The organism is Mesorhizobium sp. B2-3-7, from assembly GCF_006442695.1.
GTDB lineage: Bacteria > Pseudomonadota > Alphaproteobacteria > Rhizobiales > Rhizobiaceae > Mesorhizobium.
On record NZ_VFVV01000020.1, the window covers coordinates 1 to 19,693 of the forward strand.

The 19,693-nt window shown below is 63.5% G+C and carries 17 protein-coding genes; 5 read left to right on the forward strand and 12 right to left on the reverse strand.

Features of this window, described 5'->3' with window-relative positions:
* The 8 genes from FJ940_RS27215 to FJ940_RS27250 all read right to left on the reverse strand — a co-directional run.
* On the reverse strand, window positions 1–920 hold a 920-nt coding region (locus tag FJ940_RS27215; protein WP_140658454.1), incomplete at its 3' end, for an NAD(P) transhydrogenase subunit alpha.
* Between the two features lie 87 nt (window positions 921–1,007).
* Window positions 1,008–1,232 carry an aa3-type cytochrome c oxidase subunit IV gene (locus tag FJ940_RS27220; protein ID WP_140501115.1) on the reverse strand — a complete coding sequence of 75 codons (225 nt, stop codon included), beginning with the start codon at window positions 1,230–1,232 and terminating at the stop codon, window positions 1,008–1,010.
* A 213-nt stretch (window positions 1,233–1,445) separates the two neighbouring features.
* Window positions 1,446–1,595, reverse strand: coding sequence for a DUF3096 domain-containing protein (locus FJ940_RS27225; protein WP_140501117.1), 150 nt, complete (start codon window positions 1,593–1,595; stop codon window positions 1,446–1,448).
* 114 nt (window positions 1,596–1,709) lie between these two features.
* Window positions 1,710–2,402 (reverse strand): hypothetical protein, encoded by a 693-nt coding sequence (locus FJ940_RS27230; protein ID WP_224619964.1) that lies wholly within the window; start codon window positions 2,400–2,402, stop codon window positions 1,710–1,712.
* A gap of 414 nt (window positions 2,403–2,816) precedes the next feature.
* Complete coding sequence (locus FJ940_RS27235) at window positions 2,817–5,132, reverse strand: EAL domain-containing protein (protein WP_140580591.1); 2,316 nt, start codon at window positions 5,130–5,132, stop codon at window positions 2,817–2,819.
* 136 nt (window positions 5,133–5,268) lie between these two features.
* Window positions 5,269–8,745, reverse strand: a complete 3,477-nt coding sequence (locus FJ940_RS27240; RefSeq protein ID WP_140658456.1) for an indolepyruvate ferredoxin oxidoreductase family protein — start codon at window positions 8,743–8,745, stop codon at window positions 5,269–5,271.
* 220 nt (window positions 8,746–8,965) lie between these two features.
* Window positions 8,966–9,505: a hypothetical protein gene (locus FJ940_RS27245; protein WP_140658458.1), complete on the reverse strand. Its 540-nt coding sequence runs from the start codon at window positions 9,503–9,505 to the stop codon at window positions 8,966–8,968.
* Window positions 9,492–10,106: a CGNR zinc finger domain-containing protein gene (locus FJ940_RS27250; protein WP_140658460.1), complete on the reverse strand. Its 615-nt coding sequence runs from the start codon at window positions 10,104–10,106 to the stop codon at window positions 9,492–9,494. Before FJ940_RS27250 ends, FJ940_RS27245 begins: the two co-directional genes overlap by 14 nt.
* 151 nt (window positions 10,107–10,257) lie before the next feature.
* Between FJ940_RS27250 and FJ940_RS27255 the strand changes: the two genes are divergently transcribed.
* The 4 genes from FJ940_RS27255 to FJ940_RS27270 all read left to right on the forward strand — a co-directional run bounded on the left by FJ940_RS27255 (window position 10,258) and on the right by FJ940_RS27270 (window position 14,880).
* A complete protein-coding gene (locus FJ940_RS27255; RefSeq protein ID WP_140501129.1) occupies window positions 10,258–11,163 on the forward strand; it encodes a branched-chain amino acid ABC transporter permease in 906 nt (301 codons plus the stop codon).
* Between the two features lie 291 nt (window positions 11,164–11,454).
* Window positions 11,455–12,039, forward strand: coding sequence for a TRAP transporter small permease subunit (locus FJ940_RS27260; protein ID WP_140501131.1), 585 nt, complete (start codon window positions 11,455–11,457; stop codon window positions 12,037–12,039).
* On the forward strand, window positions 12,036–13,832 hold the full coding sequence (locus FJ940_RS27265) for a TRAP transporter large permease subunit (RefSeq protein WP_181171820.1): 1,797 nt from the start codon (window positions 12,036–12,038) through the stop codon (window positions 13,830–13,832). Before FJ940_RS27260 ends, FJ940_RS27265 begins: the two co-directional genes overlap by 4 nt.
* A gap of 19 nt (window positions 13,833–13,851) precedes the next feature.
* Window positions 13,852–14,880 carry a zinc-dependent alcohol dehydrogenase family protein gene (locus FJ940_RS27270; protein ID WP_140559783.1) on the forward strand — a complete coding sequence of 343 codons (1,029 nt, stop codon included), beginning with the start codon at window positions 13,852–13,854 and terminating at the stop codon, window positions 14,878–14,880.
* 147 nt (window positions 14,881–15,027) lie between these two features.
* On the opposite strand, the gene FJ940_RS27275 is transcribed toward FJ940_RS27270, so the two are convergent.
* Window positions 15,028–16,137, reverse strand: coding sequence for a TRAP transporter substrate-binding protein (locus tag FJ940_RS27275; protein WP_140525590.1), 1,110 nt, complete (start codon window positions 16,135–16,137; stop codon window positions 15,028–15,030).
* A gap of 262 nt (window positions 16,138–16,399) precedes the next feature.
* Between FJ940_RS27275 and FJ940_RS27280 the strand changes: the two genes are divergently transcribed.
* The gene (locus FJ940_RS27280; RefSeq protein ID WP_140513543.1) at window positions 16,400–17,173 is read left to right on the forward strand and encodes a gamma-glutamyl-gamma-aminobutyrate hydrolase family protein; all 774 of its coding nucleotides are present in this window, start codon (window positions 16,400–16,402) and stop codon (window positions 17,171–17,173) included.
* Here FJ940_RS27280 and FJ940_RS27285 read toward each other — a convergent pair whose 3' ends face one another.
* From FJ940_RS27285 to FJ940_RS27295, 3 genes are all read right to left on the reverse strand, one after another.
* On the reverse strand, window positions 17,174–17,578 hold the full coding sequence (locus FJ940_RS27285; protein WP_140501137.1) for a hypothetical protein: 405 nt from the start codon (window positions 17,576–17,578) through the stop codon (window positions 17,174–17,176).
* Window positions 17,579–17,664: 86 nt separating this feature from the next.
* Window positions 17,665–18,648, reverse strand: a complete 984-nt coding sequence (locus FJ940_RS27290; RefSeq protein ID WP_140658461.1) for a 2-hydroxyacid dehydrogenase — start codon at window positions 18,646–18,648, stop codon at window positions 17,665–17,667.
* Window positions 18,645–19,667, reverse strand: a complete 1,023-nt coding sequence (locus FJ940_RS27295) for a LacI family DNA-binding transcriptional regulator (RefSeq protein WP_140501249.1) — start codon at window positions 19,665–19,667, stop codon at window positions 18,645–18,647. Before FJ940_RS27295 ends, FJ940_RS27290 begins: the two co-directional genes overlap by 4 nt.
* Window positions 19,668–19,693: the final 26 nt, after the last annotated feature.

Consider the following 19,693-nt stretch of genomic DNA (forward strand, 5'->3'; position numbering starts at 1 on the left):
GTCGTCACAATCTTGCCCGCCTCGGCGCCCTCGACATTGCCGCCGCGCTCCACAGCAAGATCGACGATCACCGAACCAGGCTTCATCGAGGCGACCATGTCAGCCGACACCAGCCTCGGCGCCGGGCGGCCGGGGATCAGCGCCGTGGTGATGACGATGTCCTGCTTGGCGATGTGCTCGGCGGTCAGCGCCGCCTGCTTGGCCTGGTATTCCCTGGACATCTCCTTGGCGTAGCCGCCGGCGGTCTCGGCCGCCTTGAACTCTTCGTCCTCGACGGCGAGGAACTTTGCGCCAAGCGAGGCGACCTGTTCCTTGGCGGCGGGGCGAACATCGGTCGCGGTGACGACTGCGCCGAGCCGGCGCGCTGTGGCGATCGCCTGCAGGCCGGCGACGCCGACGCCCATGATGAACACCTTGGCGGCAGGAACAGTGCCGGCCGCCGTCATCATCATCGGCAGCGCCCGGTCATATTCGGCTGCGCCGTCGATCACCGCCTGGTAGCCGGCAAGGTTAGCCTGCGAGGACAAGACGTCCATCGACTGGGCGCGCGTGATGCGCGGCATGAATTCCATCGCAAAGGCCGTCAGCCCGGCCTTGGCCAGCGCCGCGACGGCGGCATCGTTGCCATACGGATCCATGATGGCGATGACCGCAGCGCCTGACTTGTAGCTTTTCAGCTCCGCATCGGTCGGCCGGCGCACCTTCAGCACCACGTCGGCCTTGGCCACATCGCCGGCCTCGCCGATCGAAGCGCCCGCCTTGGCGAACTCCTCATCGGGAATGCGCGATCGCGTGCCGGCACCGGCCTCCACAACCACTTCAAGACCCAGGCCGGCCAGCCGTTTCACCGTATCGGGCGAAGCCGCGACGCGCGGCTCGTTCGCATCGAGCTCACGAGGGATGAAAACCGTCTGTCCCACCGCATGATCCTTTCGGCTGGAACCTGTTTGCGCAAAGTGTCGGCCGGGGCGTCCGGCGACGTCAAAGGCAATGGGGTTTTGGAAAGACTATCGCAGAATGAAGGCGCCGACGGCCATGATCAGGACGAACAGGATAGTCGCCGAGAAGAAGCCGCCCGCGAAGAAACCGAAAGCCATTGCCAGAAGTATGGCGCCGCAGAAGAGTGATCCGTATTTGGCCAGCATGAGGAAGCCCGCATAGGTGCGGTCGTGCTCGGCATAGTCCATCTTCGCGCCCAGTTCGACAGGACCGGTCGGCGTGTGCTCAGCCATAGGAATACCCCTTCGAAGACATCTTTCAGGCACATAGCGAAAAGCCGCGCCGAGAGCAATGGCGCTATTGCCGCATCGCAGCCGACAACTGCCTCAAGGGAAATTTGAAGCAAAGCGCCCCTGCGTTCGGCAGAATCGCCGAACCGCTCCGGCTGCTTGTTTTAGCGCAATCCCGGACGAAGCCGGCTGGCGCGTCAACCGCGCTGTCCGTCTTTAGCCGGCGAGGTGCGGAAACAATCCAAGCAGGCCGGCTATGATCAGGTAGAGCGCGACGATGTAGTTCAGCAGCCGTGGCATGACCAGAATCAGCACCCCGGCGATCAGCGAGATAAGCGGCGTGAGCGCGAGCTGGGAAATATGCATGTCGGGGTCCTTTTGGCAGATACGTCGAAATGAAGACGCGGAGCGTCAACGCGCCGCCGTCATCAAAACGCGGATCTGGCCGGAAAGCTCCGGAGCTTTGCAAAATCAGGGGCCTCAGGCGGCCTCACGATAATATTTCGCCGTCGGCACGATAGACAAGGGCGTCAGCCGATTGATGGCCGGATTGGCGAACATCAACCGCTGTTCCATGGGCGTCGACCTGAAGAATGGGAAACGTTCGAGCGTCAGGCGCATATTTTCGCCGGCGGGGATTTCGAACAGGGCGATCCGGGTAAGAACGCCCGGAAACTCCTTAGCCTCGGTCCTCTGCACGGCATTGAAGTAACGAGAATAAAAATTGGAATGCTCGACCTTGACCGGCGTCAGCACAGAGTTCTGGCCAAAATAGAGCGAGGCCACCATGGCAAGCCTGAGTGTCAGAAACGGCAGCACTCCGGGTGCCGGCGCGGCATCAGGATCGGTTGCGAAGCGGGTTCCGTCGATGAAGGTTTCTCCGCGGGCAAGCCGCTCGATCAGTATTTCCGGATAGGCATCAACGGAGGGCGAATTCGGGTGCTCGATGGAAATGTAATGGAAGCGGATTGTGCTCACCAATTCGCCGTAGCAATAGACACCGAATCGGTAGGAATTGGGTAGATTGTCCCAGCGATCCTCGAACATGCCGCTGGCGAGCGGGCCGCACATGCCGGAGCGCAGATAGGACTTATAGCGAAGCCGGTAAATCGCTTCCAAATCCTCGCCCCCGGTAATGAGGCGATAATCGACATGCTCAAGCAGTTGCATCATCGATCGATTCAGCACCGAATCCCCGGCTGTGCTTACCCCGCCAGACGCATTCCTTGTAGCTGTTGCAGCATCCATCGTCTGTCCTCGAATTCGACCTAGGATAGGCTATTCGAGTTGAAATGAGACACAAGCCGAAATTTAGATCTTGTTGATTTACATTCCGTTAACCTTAATGGCCGGGAGCCGCTTGAGAATATCTTACTGAGCAATCGTCCGAGCGATTGCCACTGAGAGGATGTGGATCATGCCTCCGATACATCTGCGTAGTGAGGAAGACCTTTCAGCAGCATTGCGCAAAGCCAAAATCACGGCGGAACCGTATCCTGTCATCGAACGATTGAGTTCGACATCAAAGAGCATCGTGCGACTCGCACGCGCGGGGAATCCAATCGAGCGAAGTCGAAAATTACGGCGCTAACGGACCGTCCGTTTACCGGTGCGACGCAGGTCAGCGGCGAATGGCCAGGTGACATTCGACATCGTCTCGATACCCGACGCACTGAGCGCGGCACCGAACAGGAAGCCCTGCACGAGATCCGGTTTCACTTGCAAGGCCAGGATCTTGAGCTGCTCAAAGGTCTCGACGCCTTCGACAGTCACCGAAAGTCCAAGCGGCCGCGACAGATTGACAATGCCCTTCAGCAGCTCCAGCGAACGCTTGCTCTGGGTGACGTCCATCAAGAAGGAGCGATCGATCTTGATCTTGTCGAGCGGCAGCTTGTGCAGATAGCTCAGGCTCGAATAGCCGGTACCGAAATCGTCAAGTGCGATGCGCACACCGATCTGCTTCAGTTCCTCGATGTATTGACGTGTCAGCGACTTGTCATCGAGCAGCGCCGTTTCGGTGACCTCGATCTCCAGCCGGCCGGCGGCAAGGCCGGAGCTGGCCAGAGCGTCGCGAACCTTCTGGATGACGTCCCGGTTGCGGAAATCCTTGGCGGAGAGATTGACCGAGACGCTGGTGTGGTCCGGCCATTTGGCGCATTCGGTGCAGGCTGCCTGCAGCACGAAGGTGCTGATCTCGGAAATGATGCCCATTTCCTCCGCCAGCGGAATGAAGATGCCGGGCGAAATCGGCCCGAGGTCGGGATGGTCCCAGCGGCACAGCGCCTCGCAGCTGGCGATGCGCATCGTGCTCATCGCCACGATCGGCTGGTAGACGACGCGCAGGGCCTTGCCTTCCACCGCGCTGCGCAGATCCGCCTTCATCAGCTGGCGGTTGCGGAACGCAGCGTCCATGGCGGCCTCGAACAGCCGCCAGCCGTTCTTGCCGAGCTCCTTGGCCTTATAGAGCGCCAGGTCCGCCTTGACGATCATGGCGTCGACGTCGGTATCCCTGACCCGCGACAGCACGGCGCCGGCGCTGGCCTGGATGCGCAGCCCGTGGCCGGCGACGTCCACCTCCCCTTGCAACGCTGCAAAGATCTCGTCGATCTGAAGGGTCAGATGGCTTTCATCCTCTATACGGTCGAAGAAAACCATGAATTCGTCGCCGCCGAAGCGGCTGACGGTGATGCCTTGTCCCGCAATGGCGGCAAGACGCTCGGCCACCGCGTAGATCAATCCATCGCCGATCGGATGCCCGAGCGTGTCGTTGACACTCTTGAAATCGTCGAGGTCGAGCACGGCAAGGCCGCAGAGGCGGTCACGGTCGCCTGACGCCATCGCCTCGCCGATCAGTTCGTGGAAATAGGCGCGATTGGGCAGGCCGGTGAGATTGTCATAGCGCGCCATGAAGCGGATCTTGTCTTCCGCCTCGACGCGCGCCGTCACGTCCTCGAAGGTGATGACCCCGAGTTCCTGGCTGCCTTCGCGGGCGGAGAATTCGTAGTGCTGGCCATTGGCGAGCGAAACCAGGACCTTACGGTCGCGGCCCTCGCGCAATGCACGCGTCAGCTGGGCTTCGATGTAGCGGCAGTCCTTTGGGGCCAGCATGCCGCCCACGACGCCGCGCATCAAGAGACCATGGATTGACCGCCCAAGCAGCGCATCGGCCGATTTGAGCGACATCAGATGCGCGGCCTCGGCATTGGCGACCGCCACCCGACCGTCCGGGCCAAGCATGACGAGGCCATGCGACATGGTATTGAGCGCGCGATCGAATCTGAGCGCGAGCTTCCTCGCTTCCTTGTGGCCGATGACAGCCGAGAAAAGCACATCGCGGACGTGGTCGGCGCTGTTGATCGTGACGAAAGTCAACGGGATGATCATCAGACCGAGAATGACCGAAGGCACATCCATGCGCAGCAAAAGTGCAAGTGCTGCCGGACCAATGAAGGTCACGGAAAAAACCCGCACCATAATGGGAGAGCCGTAGTTCCGGCCAACAACCGTCACCAAGGTCGCGATGGCCAGCGACGTCGCGGCCAGTTCGGCAAAGGGATCGGGATAGACATAGATCGATATGAAGCACAGTGCGCCCAACGTTAGGCCCTGCACGCTGCCCTTGAGGATGTAGTTGCGCTCCCACCGATGCGCCTCCTGGACGTCGGCTATTACACCGCCTGCCTTCCGGAAGGCGCGAATGCCGAAATAGCGGTAAAGGCAGATGGACAGCAGAACAAACGAGAAAGCCAGGAACAACGGATTGTTCGTGCGCAAGTAGATCATTAGTCCGAGGATCCAGTAGCACACGCCACCGATCACCAGCATGTGGGCGTTGTCGAACAACGACCGCACAAACTGGATATAAACATCCGCTGGGATGTTTTCGGTCTTTGTTCTGCCCATGTCGTCGGCCCAACGCTAGGCCTCGTCATCTCACATCCGCCTTAAGAAAGGCTTAGAACAGCGGTTTTGGGCGGCTTGCCGAAGGCGCGCAAAGCAGGACAGACTGGGAGAATTGGGCTTTAGGTAAACAAGGCCATCACTCGGCGGCCTGGAGTTCCACCCTCGCTGACGTGCCGGACAGGCGCTCGAGCAGTCTTTGGCGCTCGCCGGCCGCCTTTTGAGCGCTGGCTTGCCGAACATGGCCGTAACCGCGGATGAGTGCCGGCACCGAGACGAGGGCCGTGGCGGCCTCGATGGTGTCCGGCGCCAGCGAGTTGGCGACGCGTTGCAGGTCGGCCTCATATTGCGCCAATAATTGCCGCTCCATGCGCCGCTCGGCGGTGTAGCCGAACAGGTCGAATGCTGTCCCGCGCAGGCCCTTCAGCGCCGCCAGTATGCGGAACCCTTTCATCATCCAGGGACCAAAGCTCGATTTCCTCGGTTTGCCGTCATTGCCGCGACGGCCCAGGATCGGCGGCGCCAGGTGGAATTCGAGTTTTTCGTAACTCTGGAACTGCTTGCCGAGTTCGGCGGCGAAGGAGCCGTCGGTATAGATGCGCGCCACCTCGTATTCGTCCTTGATCGCCATCAGCTTGAACAGGTTCCTGGCCGCCGCTTCCGTCACGGCGCTCGAACCGGGCGCGGCCTTGGCTTCGGCCGCGCGCAGGGCAGCGATCCTGCCGGCGTAGCGCTTGCCATAGGCGGCGTTCTGATAGGCGGAAAGGAAAGCGATCCGGCGGGCAATGATTTCGTCCAGCGTCTGGGCAATCGTGGCGGGTTGGCCGTCCTTGCCCGGCTGGACGAGGCCACGCACGAAATCCGGCTGATGCGCGGCGCGGCGGCCCCAGCGGAAGGCGGCGATATTCATCCCCACCGCCTCGCCGTTCAATTCGATCGCCTTTTCGACGGCTTGCGCCGACAGCGGCAGACCGCCATGCTGGAAGGCGAAGCCGAGCATGAACATGTTGGCGCCCAGCGAATTGCCGAACAGGGCGGTGGCTGTGCGGGTGGCGTCGAAGAAATGCGCCTTGTCGTCGCCGGCAGCAGTGCGGATCGCCTTCTTCAAGCGCTCGATGGGCAGCGAGAAATCGGCCGAGCGGGCAAACTCGCCCGGCATGATCTCGGCAGTGTTGGCGAGGAAGATGGTGTGGCCCTCGCGCACCGCGGCCAGCACCTTCTTGGCGCCCGACACGACGAGATCGCAGCCGAGCACGAGATCGGCTTTGCCGGCCGAGACACGGATGGCATGGATGTCATCGGGCGTGCGGGCGATGCGGACATGGGTGAACACCGAACCGCCCTTCTGGGCAAGCCCGGCCATGTCGATCATGCCGCAGCCCTTGCCTTCGAGATGAGCCGCCATGCCGAGCACGGCGCCGACGGTGACGACGCCGGTGCCGCCGACGCCGTCGATGATCGCCGCCCAGCCCTTTTCGCCGAGCGGGAATTCGGCGGCTGCTGGAACGCCGTCGAGCGGATCGGTCTTGCCGGCGATGCCTTCGGCCTTGCGGATCTTGGCGCCATGCACCGTGACGAAGGACGGGCAGAAGCCATTGACGCAGGAAAAATCCTTGTTGCAGCTCGACTGGTCGATCCGGCGCTTGCGGCCGAACTCGGTCTCCACCGGCTGGATGGAGACGCAGTTCGATTGGACGCCGCAGTCGCCGCAGCCCTCGCAGATCAGTTCGTTGATGAAGACCCGCTTGTCGGGATCGGGAAAGGTTCCGCGCTTGCGACGGCGGCGCTTTTCGGCGGCACAGGTCTGGTCGTAGAGCAGGATCGAAACCCCGCTAACGCCGCGCAGCTCGCGCTGGACGAGATCGAGATCGTCGCGGTGATGGATGGTGGCGCCGGCCGGGAACTCGACCTTGCCGGCATATTTGTCGGGTTCGTCTGTGACGACGGCGATGCGCTCGATCCCTTCGGCTCGCACCTGCCTGGCGATCATGTCCACCGTCAGGCCGCCTTCATGCGGCTGGCCGCCGGTCATGGCCACCGCGTCGTTATAGAGTATCTTGTAGGTGATGTTGGCGCCCGACGACAGCGCGAAGCGGATCGCCAGCGTGCCGGAGTGGTTGTAGGTGCCGTCGCCGAGATTCTGGAAAATGTGGTCGCGCTTGGAAAAGGGCGCCTGGCCGACCCACTGCGCCCCCTCGCCACCCATGGCGGTGAAGCCGACAGTGTTCCTGTCCATCCACAGTGCCATGAAATGGCAGCCGATGCCGGCCGCGGCGATCGAGCCATCCGGCACCTTGGTCGAGGAATTGTGTGGGCAGCCGGAGCAGAAGAAGGGCGTGCGGGAGCCGATGTCCGACGCGTCTGCGAGCATGGCCTGGAACTGGCGCAGCTTCGCCACCCGCGCTGAAATCTCTTCCGACGGACCGATGGTTTTCACGATCCTTTCGCCAAGGGCAATGGCGATTTCGTTGGGGTCGAGCGCGCCCTTGGCCGGAAACAGCCAGTCGCCGCGCTCGTTCTTCTTGCCGACGATGACGGGCTGCGTGGCGGTGCCGTAGAGGCTCTCGCGAAGCTGCACCTCGATCAGCGAACGCTTCTCCTCGACGACGACGATGGTGTCGAGGCCGCGCGCGAACTCGGCAATGTGCTGGAAATCGAGCGGCCAGGGGCAACCGACTTTGAACAGCCGCACGCCGATGCGGCCGGCGGCCGCCTCGTCGATGCCGATATCCTCGAGCGCCTGGCGGACGTCGAGATAGCTTTTGCCGATGGTGATGATGCCGATCCTGGGATTGCGGCCGCCCGAATAGACGACGCGGTTCAGCCCGTTGGCATGGATGAAGGCCGACGCGGCGGCGCGCTTGTACTCATGCAGCCGCTCCTCCTGGCCGAGCATGTCGATCTCGTGGCGGATGTTGAGGCCGCCGGGCGGCATGTCGAACTCGGGATTAACGATGTTCAGACGCTCGATCGAGGCATCGACCGAGGCCGTCGATTCGATGTTGTCCTTGACGCATTTGATGGCCGCCCATGTGCCGGCGAAGCGCGACATGGCAAAACCGTAGAGCCCGTAATCGATTATCTCCTGGACACCGGCCGGGTTGAGGATCGGCACCATGGCGTCGACGAACAGGAATTCGGTGGCGTGCGCGTTGGTCGAGGATTCGGCCATGTGGTCGTCGCCCATCAAAGCGAGCGCACCGCCATGTTTCGACGAGCCGGCCAGATTGGCGTGGCGGAAGACGTCGCCGGAGCGGTCGACCCCCGGACCCTTGCCGTACCAAACCGAAAAAACGCCGTCATGGGTGCCTTCGCCCAGCAGTTCCGTCTGCTGCGATCCCCAGCAGGCGGTAGCGGCGAGTTCCTCGTTAAGGCCGGGCTGGAAGACGATGTCGGCCTGAGCGAGCTGTTTTTTTGCCTTCCACAGCTGCATGTCGAGGCCGCCCAGCGGCGAACCGCGATAGCCGGAGACGAAGCCGGCCGTGTTCAGGCCCGCGCGGCGGTCGCGCTCGCGCTGCATCAGCAGCATGCGGATGACCGCCTGGGCGCCGGACAGGAAGATGCGTTCCTTCCCCAGGTCGAACTTGTCGTCGAGCGCGACGTCGTGCAGCGTCATCAGGCATTTCCTCTGCGGAGGCCGCGCGGGGGCAGGCAGCCAGCGTCGGGATCGGATGACGCATCCTTTCTCCCCTTGCAAGACAGGTCAAACGAAATCGGACGTGCCAGGCAACGCGCAACGAACGATCCGCCGTCATCCCTTGCCCGGTATGAAATCGCCCCGCGAGCAATGTCCGGCGTACGAAAATTTCGCTTGCTTTTCGGCTTGGCGGCGAGCGTCAGGTGCCCTTGGAGCAGTCGGGCTTCGGCTCGCCCGGCAGCTTGCCGTCGGGGTGGCCGACGAGATCGGGATTGGCGGTGTAGAGCTGGTCAATGACGAGCGGCCGGTCGGGCAGGATGGACTGGTCTTCGGTGGACATCAGCGTGGTGTCGATCTTCTGCAGGACCGCGCCGTCGGAGCCCTTGATAGCGATGGCGATCGTATAAGGCTTGTTCTTGACGACGCAGGTCAAAGCCGGGCTCTCCAGCGTCACCTTGTCGAGCTTGGGCCAGACCTTCTGCTCGACCACCAACGGCGCGCCGCCGGCCGGATCCTGGAAGCTGGCGACAGCGACCTGGCCCTCTCCCATCGGCCGCAGGGGCCGCAGCGTCACGACATAGGTCGCCCTGGCAAGACGATAGTTGAAGACGAATATCTTGCCCGAAATCTCGAACAACTTGCCTTCACCGTCCTTGGCGGTGTCGCGGCAGGCGCCGAGCGCCATCGCCGCGATCAGCGCCATGCCGAGCAGGGCTGAACGAGAGCTAATCCTGGACATTGTTGACGTCATTGGCCGCCCTGCGGCGGCGATAGTGGCGGCTTGCCTTCTGGCGGTTGCCGCAGACCGCCATGTCGCACCACAGGCGGCTGGAATTGCGGCTGCGGTCGACGAACAGCCAGGAGCAATTGGGGCAGATCCTGAGCCTGGCGACCGTGTCCTCGCGCAGAAGCGACAGGGCGGAAACCGCCAGTGCCGCTTCGAATGCGATCGGCGTTGCCGGATCGCCGAACGGCTTTCCGGGCGTTGCGATCTCGGTCCGGCTGCCGGCAAGACCGCCGGCGCAGGCCCCCAGCAAGCCTGAGAGATGATCGGTAGCGACGGTGCCTTTCGACACCGCGTGGCGAAACAACCGGTCCGTCGCCTCGCGGATCGCCAGCACGACAGGCGCGATTGCAGCCGGCGCGGAGACCGCCAGCCGCCTGCCGCCAAGCTCGGCGGCGCGAAAGCCGCTCGCCGCGTCCGCGAAGCGGGCGATCTCGCGCGGATCGTCAAAACGGTCGAAGGTCCTCTCGGGATCGGCACGCAGCACGACGGTGTTCGCCGTGTCGAGCGCGAGCAGGCCGCCGGTGAAGCGGTGCGGGGTCCAGGATACCGTCATGTCCGAAATCTAACCGATAAATGGCATTTGACAAGTTAGATTCGACGATGCAAGTCTGCCCTGAAGCGGGTATTGCCGCTCTCTGTCTGGAGCGTATCGTCGTCCCAAAACCGCTATGCGCTTTGGGCGACATGCCCCCGAGGATTTTCGCATGCTGTATCTGTTCCAGCAGGTCCTGAACGGGCTGCATTCAGGCGCACTCTATGCGCTGCTGGCGTTCGGCTATGTGCTGACCAACGGCATCCTGCACCGCACCAACCTGGCCTATGGCGCGCTGTTCGCCTTTTGCGGACAGACGATGATCCTGACCGCCGCCTTCGGCTATCAGGTGCTGTGGCTGACGCTGACGGCGGCGGTGGTGCTCGGCGTCGCAGCGGCTTTCCTCTACGCCGCGCTCATCAGCCGCGTCCTGTCGCGCAGCGTCTTCGAACCGCTGGCCGACCGCTCGCCCAATGCGATCGTGGTGACCACGCTTGGCATCCTGCTGGTTTTGTCGGAAGCAAGCCGCATCGCGGCCGACACGCATGATCTGTGGCTGCCGCCTATGCTGGCGCAGCCTGTCGTTTTCGCGCAGGATGCCCGCTTCAAGGCGACATTGACGCTGATCCAGCTGCTCGATTGCGCCGTGGTGCTGGCGGCGGTGGCGCTTGCGGCATGGGCCTTTGCCCATTCGAATTTCGGCCGGCGCTGGCGCGCCGTCTCCGACGATCCCAAGGCGGCCGCCATGTGCGGCGTCGATGTGCGCGCCGTGTTCCGCCACGCAGTGCTGTTCGGCGGTTTCTGCGCCGCGCTGGCCGGCGTCATGGCCGGCCTCTATTACGGCAATGTCAGTTTCGGTTCCGGCCTCGTCTACGGGCTGAAGATCCTGTTCGTGACGGCGGTCGGCGGCTATCTCTCACCGCCGCGGGCGGCCCTGGGCGCTGCCGCCTTCGGCATGGCCGAGTCGCTGTGGGCCGGCTATTTCCCGGTGGAATGGCGCGACGCATGGATGTACCTGTTCCTCGTCGCCATGCTGGTGCTGATCGGCGCTGGCCGCGACCAGACCAAGATCGCGTGATCAGCATCAGACTTTGGTTGCATGACGCCTGCCACCGATGAGCCTGTTTCGGCAACGAAACGATCTCCTTAACGCTTTGATTTTGCCCACGAACCCTGCCGGAAGCCGGTTCCGGTTTTCCGAGCCCTGCGCCGCAGCCCTGCGCTTCGTCGGCTTCCTCGTCTCACAACCGCGTTGACAGCGCCGCTCCTGTGTTGACCCGTCCTGCCACGCACGGCATACGGTTAGGCCACAGCGGCGCGGCGGAAAACAAGGGGGAGCCGTCGCGCCTCGGCCAACAGGGAGGAATGCATGGCAGGGCTTCTCGCTCTATCCAGGACGATCGACCGTGTGAACGAGTTCATCGGCAAATGGATATCGTGGTTGATCCTGCTGGCAATCCTGGTGAGCGCCGCTAACGCGACCATCCGCAAGGTGTTCGACACCTCGTCGAATGCGTGGCTGGAGCTGCAATGGTACCTGTTCGGCGCCGCCTTCATGCTGGCGGCGGCCTATACGCTGAAGCAGAACGACCATATCCGCATCGATATCGTCTACGGCCTGTTCCCGCGCCGCGTGCAGCACTGGATCGACCTTTTCGGCCATGTCTTTTTCCTGATGCCGTTCGTGACGCTGATGGTGATCTATTTCGTCCCCTACGTGTCGCTTTCGTTCCGCAGCGGTGAAATGTCGAACAATTCCGGCGGGCTGATCATCTGGCCGGCAAAGGCGATCCTGCTGGTCGGCTTCTTCCTGCTAGCGCTGCAGGGCATCTCCGAGATCATCAAGAAGATCGCCATCATGCGCGGCGACATGGACGACCCGACCCCGTTCATATCGGCGCATGAGCAGGCGGAACTCGAAGCCAAGGCACTGGCCGACGAGGTGCGCTCGTGATCGAGTTCATCGCCCAGAACATGGCGCCGATCATGTTCGCCTCGCTGGTCCTCTTCCTGCTGATCGGCTATCCCGTCGCCTTCTCGCTCGCCGCCAACGGACTTTTGTTCTTTTTCATCGGAGTCCTGGTCTCACCCTATTCGGGCGGCTCGATCAATCTCGCCTGGCCGCTGCTGCATGCGTTGCCGGATAATTTCTACGGCAGCCGGGTGATGTCGAACGACACGCTGCTGGCGATCCCTTTCTTCACCTTCATGGGCATCGTGCTCGAGCGATCGGGGATGGCGGAAGACCTGCTCGATACGATCGGCCAGCTGTTCGGGCCGATCCGCGGCGGGCTTGCCTATGCCGTGATCTTCGTCGGCGCGCTGCTGGCCGCGACGACCGGCGTGGTGGCGGCATCGGTCATCGCCATGGGGCTGATCTCGCTGCCGATCATGCTGCGCTACGGCTATGACCGCCGGCTGGCGTCCGGCGTCATCGCCGCGTCCGGAACGCTCGCCCAGATCATCCCGCCGTCGCTGGTGCTGATCGTGCTCGCCGACCAGCTCGGCCGCTCGGTCGGCGACATGTATGCGGGCGCGCTGATCCCCGGCATCGTGCTGACCAGCCTCTACATGCTCTACATCCTGATCATGACGATCGTCCGGCCGAATTCGATGCCGGCGCTGCCGCTGGAAGCACGCACGCTCGGCCATGGCGTCGTGTCGCTGCTGGTGGCGTTGCTGGCGACGGTGGCGATCTCCTACGCGGCCTACCGCTATCTCGCACCGACCCATGGCGACAATGCCGACATCCTCGGCGCCAGCATCGGCGTGGCCGTGATCTATATCGTTGCGATCGCCGATCAGCGCCTGAAAATCAACATGATGTCGCGGCTGGCGCAGCAGGTCGTGATCGTGCTGATCCCGCCATTGGCGTTGATCTTCCTGGTGCTGGGCACCATTTTCCTTGGCATCGCCACTCCAACCGAGGGCGGCGCCATGGGCGCTGTCGGCGCGCTGGCGATGGCGGCGATCAAAGGCCGGCTGTCGCTCGACGTGGTCAAGCAGGCGCTCGCTTCGACGACAAGGCTGTCGTCCTTCGTGCTGTTCATCCTGATCGGCGCGCGCGTCTTCTCCCTCACCTTCTACGGCGTCAACGGCCACATCTGGGTCGAGCATCTCCTGACCTCGCTGCCGGGCGGCGAGGTCGGCTTCCTGATCGGCGTCAACATTCTGGTCTTCGTGCTTGCCTTCTTCCTCGATTTCTTCGAACTGGCCTTCATCATCGTGCCGTTGCTGGCACCGGCCGCCGACAAGCTCGGCATCGACCTGATCTGGTTCGGTGTGCTTCTGGGCGTCAACATGCAGACCAGCTTCATGCATCCACCCTTCGGCTTCGCGCTGTTTTACCTGCGCTCGGTCGCCGCCCGGGTGCCCTATCTCGACCGCTTGACCGGCAAGCAGATCGCGCCGGTGACCACGGGCCAGATCTATTGGGGCGCCGTGCCGTTCGTCTGCATCCAGGTGATCATGATCGGGCTCACCATCGCCTTCCCGCAAATGGTGATGCACTACAAGGGCACAGCGGTCGATTCCGGCACGATCGACTATACGGTGCCGGAGGTGCCGGGACTGACGCCGCTCGGCACGCCGCCGGCCGGTACCGGAACCGCACCCGCCACTGGCGCCGCGCCGCCCGCCGCGCGTGCCGCACCCGACCTGTCGCAACCGCCGAACTTCGGCGACACGGCGCCCGCCAAACCGGCGGCACCACAGCCGGATCTGTCGCAGCCGCCGAACTTCAACTGATGCCGGAGGTCGCAAAATCATGAAAGCGGTACGGCTGGAAGCGGTTGGCAGCATCACGCTGCGCGAGGTCGCCAAGCCGGTTCCCGGGCCTGACGATCTGCTGGTGCGCATCGAGTCCTGCGGCGTCTGCGGCACGGACCGGCATCTCTTCCACGGCGAGTTTCCCTGCCGGCCGCCGGTAACACCCGGCCATGAGTTCTCCGGCATCGTCGAGGCAATGGGACATTCGGTGAGCGGCTTCTCGCTCGGCGACCGCGTCACCGGCGACCCCAACATCGCCTGCGGACGCTGCCGCCATTGCCATGCCGGCCGCGTTAACTTGTGCAGCAATCTCAATGCCATCGGCATCCATCGCGACGGCGGTTTCGCCGACTACGTCGTGTTGCCGCAAAAACAGGCCTTCATCCTGCCCGCGGACTTGAAGCCGACGCACGGCGCCTTCTGCGAGCCGCTCGGCTGCTGTCTCCACGGCGTGGATCTGGCCGAGATCAAGCCCGGCTCCTCGGTCGCCATACTTGGCGGCGGCGTGATCGGCCTGCTCACAGTGCAACTGGCAAGGCTTGCAGGGGCGACGACCATCATCCTGTCGACGCGACAGGCCTCACGGCGCGCACTGGCCGAGGAGCTCGGCGCGACGGCAACGGTCGACGCAAGCGCCGCCGACGTCATCGATGCCATCTCCGGGCCAGCGGGACTGGTGCCCGGCGGTGTCGACGTGGTGCTCGAATGTGCCGGTGTCCAGGAAACGGTCGAGCAGTCGCTGCGGCTGGCGAGGGCCGGCGGCACGGTCGTCATTGTCGGCGTGGTGCCGCAAGGAATGAAGGCGGCGTTCGAGCCCTTCGATCTTCTGTTTCGCGAGTTGAAGGTTCTCGGCTCCTTCCTCAATCCCTACACGCACCGCCGCGCCGCCGAGCTGATCGCTTCGGGCGCGATCGAGATCGACCGGCTGATCTCCAGGCAGGTGCCGCTGGAAGAGGCCGCCGCGGTAATCGCCAACCCGCCTGCCGCCGGCGAGGTCAAGGTGGTGGTGGTGCCGGACCGAGGCTGAGTGCCGCTGTCGCTTCGAACCCGTTCGACCCCCGGCCCTGCGGCGCAAGTTTCGACGCCTTCGACTATCGATGTTTCCAGCACCGACGCCCAACGAATAAACCCCGGACTACCGAGTCCGGGGTCTTCGAAAGGAGGCAGAAAAACCTTACAGCTTGCCGTTGCGCTGCTGGACCATCATGAAGGTGTCGTAATTGTACTCGGCCACCTGCGCCCAGAGATAGTGCTCCTTACGGAAGCCCTTGATCGAGTCCCAGATCTTCTTAAACGGCGCGTTCGAGGCTTCCATTTCGGCGTAGACCTCATTGGCCTTCTCGAAGCAGGCGGACATGATCTCCTGGCTGAACGGACGCAGTTTGGCGCCGCCGGCCACCAGCCGCTTCACCGCCGCAGGATTGAGATAGTCGTATTTCTGCAGCATGTTGGCATCGGCGGCTTGCGCGGCGGTATGCAGCAGCGACTTGTAAGTCGGCGAAAGCTCTTCGTATTTCGCCTTGTTGAACATCAGGTGGACGGTCGGGCCGCCTTCCCACCAGCCTGGATAGTAGTAGTAGGGCGCAACCTTATAGAAGCCGAGCTTCTCGTCGTCATAGGGGCCGACCCATTCGGCTGCGTCAATGGTGCCCTTTTCGAGCGCCGGGTAGATGTCGCCGCCGGCGATCTGCTGCGGCACGACGCCGAGCTTCTGCACAACCTTGCCGGCGAAGCCGCCGATGCGCATCTTGAGGCCGGAAAGGTCGGCCACCGTGTTGATCTCCTTGCGGAACCAGCCGCCCATCTGCACGCCGGTATTGCCGCCAGGCAGGCCGAACAAGCCTTGCGTGGCGAGAAATTCGTTGAACAGGTCGATGCCGCCGCCATGATAGTGCCAGGCATTCATGCCGCGCGCGTTGAGCGAGAACGGAACCGCCGCGCCCAGCGCCCAGGTCGGATCCTTGCCCCAGTAATAATATGCCACCGTGTGGCAGGCCTCGACCGTGCCGGCGGTCGTGGCGTCGGCCGCCTGAAGGCCGGGCACCAGCTCGCCAGCGGCGAAGACCTGTATCTGGAAGTTGCCGTCGGTGGCTTCCGAAAGCATCTTTGAGAAGACCTCGGCGCCGCCATAGATCGTGTCGAGCGATTTGGGAAAGGACGACGCCAGCCGCCAGGTCACCTTTGGATTGGACTGGGCTATGGCCGGCGCGGCGAGCGTGGCGGCGGCCACAGCGGCGCCAACGCCGGTCGTCCCGGCCTTGCGGATGAATGAACGACGATCCATGAAGTCCTCCCTTTTGGATCAACAAACCGACGTGCGGCGCATGCTCGATGCCCCGCACGGCTGGGCGAAACAATACACGGGCAAGGAGTCGAGTCCAGCGTGGCGGCCTGATTTGACGGCGTGTGCGCAGGGCCTTGCAACTATAGTCTAACGGGCCGTTTGGTGGCCCATCCGACGGACCGAAACTTGTCATGGAAAAATGTGCTGGGATCGCCTATTTTGAAGGCAGGATTCCCCGGCCCAGATGGAAAACAAAGCCAAAATGCAGCAGCCGCTCGTCGCCATATCGACCGACGTCCGTCAATTCGACAACTACACCTGGCATGCCGCCCCACAGCAATATCTGGAGGCGGCGATCGCCGGCGCCGGCGTGTTTCCGGTGCTGGTGCCCTCGTTCGGCGATCGGCTCGATTTCGATGAGCTGCTGTCGTCGGTCGACGGCGTCATGCTGACCGGCTCGAAATCCAATGTCGACCCCTCGCTCTATGGCGGCGATGCCAGCGAGGCGAACGGCCCCTATGACCCGGCACGCGACGCCACCACCTTGCCGCTGATTCGCAAAGCGATCGAGCGTGGCGTGCCGCTGCTTGCCATCTGCCGCGGCATCCAGGAGATGAACGTGGCGCTGGGCGGCACGCTGGGCACTGAAATCCAGGAGCGTGAAGGCTCGCTCGACCACCGCGCGCCGGTGAGCGACAATCAGGACGAACGTTTCGCGATTCACCAGACCGTTTCGATCAAGGCGGGCAGTTGCCTGGCCAGTGTGTTTGGGGCCGGCGACATGAAGGTCAACTCTTTGCACCGCCAGGCAATCGGCCGGCTTGGTTCGAAGCTGCAGATCGAAGCCGTGGCCGACGACGGCACCGTCGAGGCGGTCTCTGTAAAGGATGCCCGCGCTTTCGCGGTCGGTGTCCAGTGGCATCCCGAATACTGGGTCAAGTCGGATAGTAACTCGGCCAAGATCTTCCGGGCCTTCGGCGACGCGGTTCGCCTGCATGCGGCTGCCAAGGCCGGCGCCCGCGCGGCGGCGGAGTAATCAGTCGTCGGTGCTCGGGTCCCCGGCGGCCGCCAGCGACAGCAGCGGCAGTGCAGGAGCGTAGGATTCGAATCCGTCGCCATCGGCGACCGCGAAGGTGACGATCGGATCGACGCCGTTGACGCTGAAGGCGACCGTGCCGTCCTCCTGCTCGCGCCAGAATTTCGCCCGCTCGATGCCTGGCATGAGTCGGCTACAGTTCGGAGCCACCGTCAAAAGCGACAGGCCGTCCGAGACGGTGGCGCCGCGTTTGATTGCGCAAACCCCCTCATCACCATTGGCGACCAGCCTGTAGGTGTCGGGCGGCGCGGCCTCTTCAGCGACGCTTTCGCCAGTGCCGCCATGAAACAGCTGAACGCCGCCAAACAGGGCGGCGGCTCCGATCAGTACGGAAAGCGTTTTCATGGTGATCCTCATCCATGCGTACGGACAGGATGAAGAATGATTTCAAAGGGTTAAGCTGACGTTAATAAATATGGCAGCCCGACCGCTCAGCCGCGCGCCTTCACATGCGCGGTCTCGGGCACAGGTGTGATCGACCGGCGCTCGCTGAACCAGGACACCAGATTGTCGACGCACAGATCCGCCATGGCGCGACGTGTGTGCTCCGACGCCGAACCGACATGCGGCAACAGACTGGCATTGGTCGCGTCAAGCAGCGCCCGCGGCACGTTCGGTTCGTCGGCGAAGACATCGAGCCCGGCGGCGGCGATAGTGCCCTTGGCGAGGGCTGTCGCAAGCGCCGCCTCGTCGACCGTGCTGCCGCGCCCGATATTGACGAAGACGCCGTTGGCGCCAAGCGCCGACAGTATCTCGGCATCGACCGCCTTTTCCGTCGAGGCGCCGCCCGGGACCACCGAAATCAGCGTGTCGACTGCTTCGGCGAGGCCTTTCAGCGTCGGATGATAGGGATAGGACAGGCCCTCGACCCGGCGCCGGTTGTGATAGGCGACGGGCAATCCGAACGCCTCCAGCCGGCGGGCAATGGCGAGCCCGATGCGGCCCATGCCGAAAATGCCGGCGCTGCGGCCGCGCAAGGTAAGCCGGCTCAAGGGATAGTTGCCCTTGCGCTGCCAGCTGCCGTCGCGCAGCCAGGCTTCGGCGCGCGACAGGTCGCGCACGGTGTTGATCAGCAGGCCGATGGCGGTGTCGGCGACCTCCTCGGTCAGCACATCCGGCGTGTTGGTGACCATGATGCCGTGATCGCCAGCGTGGCGGGCATCGACCGAATCGTAGCCAACACCGAAACTGGCGACGATCTCAAGCTTGGGCAATGCATCCATGAAGGCCGCGCTGATGCCGCCGAACGAGGCGATGGCGCGCACGTTGTCACGCATTTCATCGGTGACCAGGGACGGGTCGGCGCGCTCGATCCCGACACGTCTGAATGTCCGGTCGATGCGCTCGACCGCGTGGTCGTTGAAATGCCCCGGCACCAGGATGGCGACGGTTTGCAGTTGCTCGGGCTTTGTCATGCACGCTCCACCGGCTTGCCGGTCGACTGTCGCACATGCAGTTCCGGCTTGATCAGTTCCTGAGAGGGCCGCACCGTCTGCCCGTTCAGCTTGTCGAGCAGGGCGCTGGCGGCGCGGCGGCCAACCTCGCGCTGACCGTTCCACACGGTGGTCAGCGCCGGCGTGGCGATTGCCGCCTCCTCGAGATCGTCGTAGCCGGTGACCGATATGTCCAGGCCGGGCACCAGGCCGGCGCGCGCGATGCCGTTCATCAGGCCGATGGCGACGAGGTCGTTCCAGCAGCAGGCGGCTGTCGGCTTGTCCTTCAGGGCCAGAAACTGTCCGGCGGCCTCGAAGCCAGCCTGCTTGGTGCGCGGGCCGGGGATGCGCCAGGCCGGCCGCACTTCCAGCCCGGCGGCCTCCATGGCGTTGACATAGCCCTGGTAGCGATCGCGGCCGGTCGAGGTCTGGTCGGTGCCGCCGATCATGGCGATGCGCTTGTGGCCGAGCGAGATCAGGTGATTGGTGGCAAGCCCCGTGCCATAGGCATCGTCGCCGCGAAAAACCGGCACGTCGGCGCCCTCGACGGTGCGCGCGATCAGCACCGCCGGCAGGCCGTTTTCCTCGGCCATCAGAATATCCGAGGCCGGAGTACCGATGGCCGGCGACATGATGACGCCGTCGGCACCGAGCTGCAACAGCGTGTCGATGAAAGTGCGCTGCTTCTCGAGCTGGTCGTAGTGATTGGACAGGATGAAGGTCTGGCGGCTGCGGTCGAGCTCGCTTTCGATCGAGCGCAGGATCTCGGCGAAGAACGGGTTCATGATGTCATGTACGACGACACCGACAATGCCCGAACGCGAGGTGCGCAGGCTGGCGGCACGGCGGTTGTAGATGTAACCGATGGCGCGGGCATGTTCCTTGATGCGGTCGCGGGTGCCGCCTGCGACCAGCGGGCTGTCGCGCAGCGCCAGCGATACCGTGGCCGTGGACACACCGAGCGCATCCGCGATCGTCGACAGCTTGATCTTCTGTGCCAGCCTTCCCCTCCCCCGTCGTTTTTTTA

What these genes read in the sequence shown, in the direction of transcription:
- FJ940_RS27220 (WP_140501115.1), bottom strand. Translation starts at nt 1,232, where the DNA reads ATGGCTGAGCACACGCCGACCGGTCCTGTCGAACTGGGCGCGAAGATG.
- FJ940_RS27225 (WP_140501117.1), bottom strand. Translation starts at nt 1,595, where the DNA reads ATGCATATTTCCCAGCTCGCGCTCACGCCGCTTATCTCGCTGATCGCC.
- FJ940_RS27230 (WP_224619964.1), bottom strand. Translation starts at nt 2,402, where the DNA reads ATGATGCAACTGCTTGAGCATGTCGATTATCGCCTCATTACCGGGGGC.
- FJ940_RS27235 (WP_140580591.1), bottom strand. Translation starts at nt 5,132, where the DNA reads ATGGGCAGAACAAAGACCGAAAACATCCCAGCGGATGTTTATATCCAG.
- FJ940_RS27240 (WP_140658456.1), bottom strand. Translation starts at nt 8,745, where the DNA reads ATGACGCTGCACGACGTCGCGCTCGACGACAAGTTCGACCTGGGGAAG.
- FJ940_RS27245 (WP_140658458.1), bottom strand. Translation starts at nt 9,505, where the DNA reads ATGTCCAGGATTAGCTCTCGTTCAGCCCTGCTCGGCATGGCGCTGATC.
- FJ940_RS27250 (WP_140658460.1), bottom strand. Translation starts at nt 10,106, where the DNA reads ATGACGGTATCCTGGACCCCGCACCGCTTCACCGGCGGCCTGCTCGCG.
- FJ940_RS27255 (WP_140501129.1), top strand. Translation starts at nt 10,258, where the DNA reads ATGCTGTATCTGTTCCAGCAGGTCCTGAACGGGCTGCATTCAGGCGCA.
- FJ940_RS27260 (WP_140501131.1), top strand. Translation starts at nt 11,455, where the DNA reads ATGGCAGGGCTTCTCGCTCTATCCAGGACGATCGACCGTGTGAACGAG.
- FJ940_RS27270 (WP_140559783.1), top strand. Translation starts at nt 13,852, where the DNA reads ATGAAAGCGGTACGGCTGGAAGCGGTTGGCAGCATCACGCTGCGCGAG.
- FJ940_RS27275 (WP_140525590.1), bottom strand. Translation starts at nt 16,137, where the DNA reads ATGGATCGTCGTTCATTCATCCGCAAGGCCGGGACGACCGGCGTTGGC.
- FJ940_RS27280 (WP_140513543.1), top strand. Translation starts at nt 16,400, where the DNA reads ATGCAGCAGCCGCTCGTCGCCATATCGACCGACGTCCGTCAATTCGAC.
- FJ940_RS27285 (WP_140501137.1), bottom strand. Translation starts at nt 17,578, where the DNA reads ATGAAAACGCTTTCCGTACTGATCGGAGCCGCCGCCCTGTTTGGCGGC.
- FJ940_RS27290 (WP_140658461.1), bottom strand. Translation starts at nt 18,648, where the DNA reads ATGACAAAGCCCGAGCAACTGCAAACCGTCGCCATCCTGGTGCCGGGG.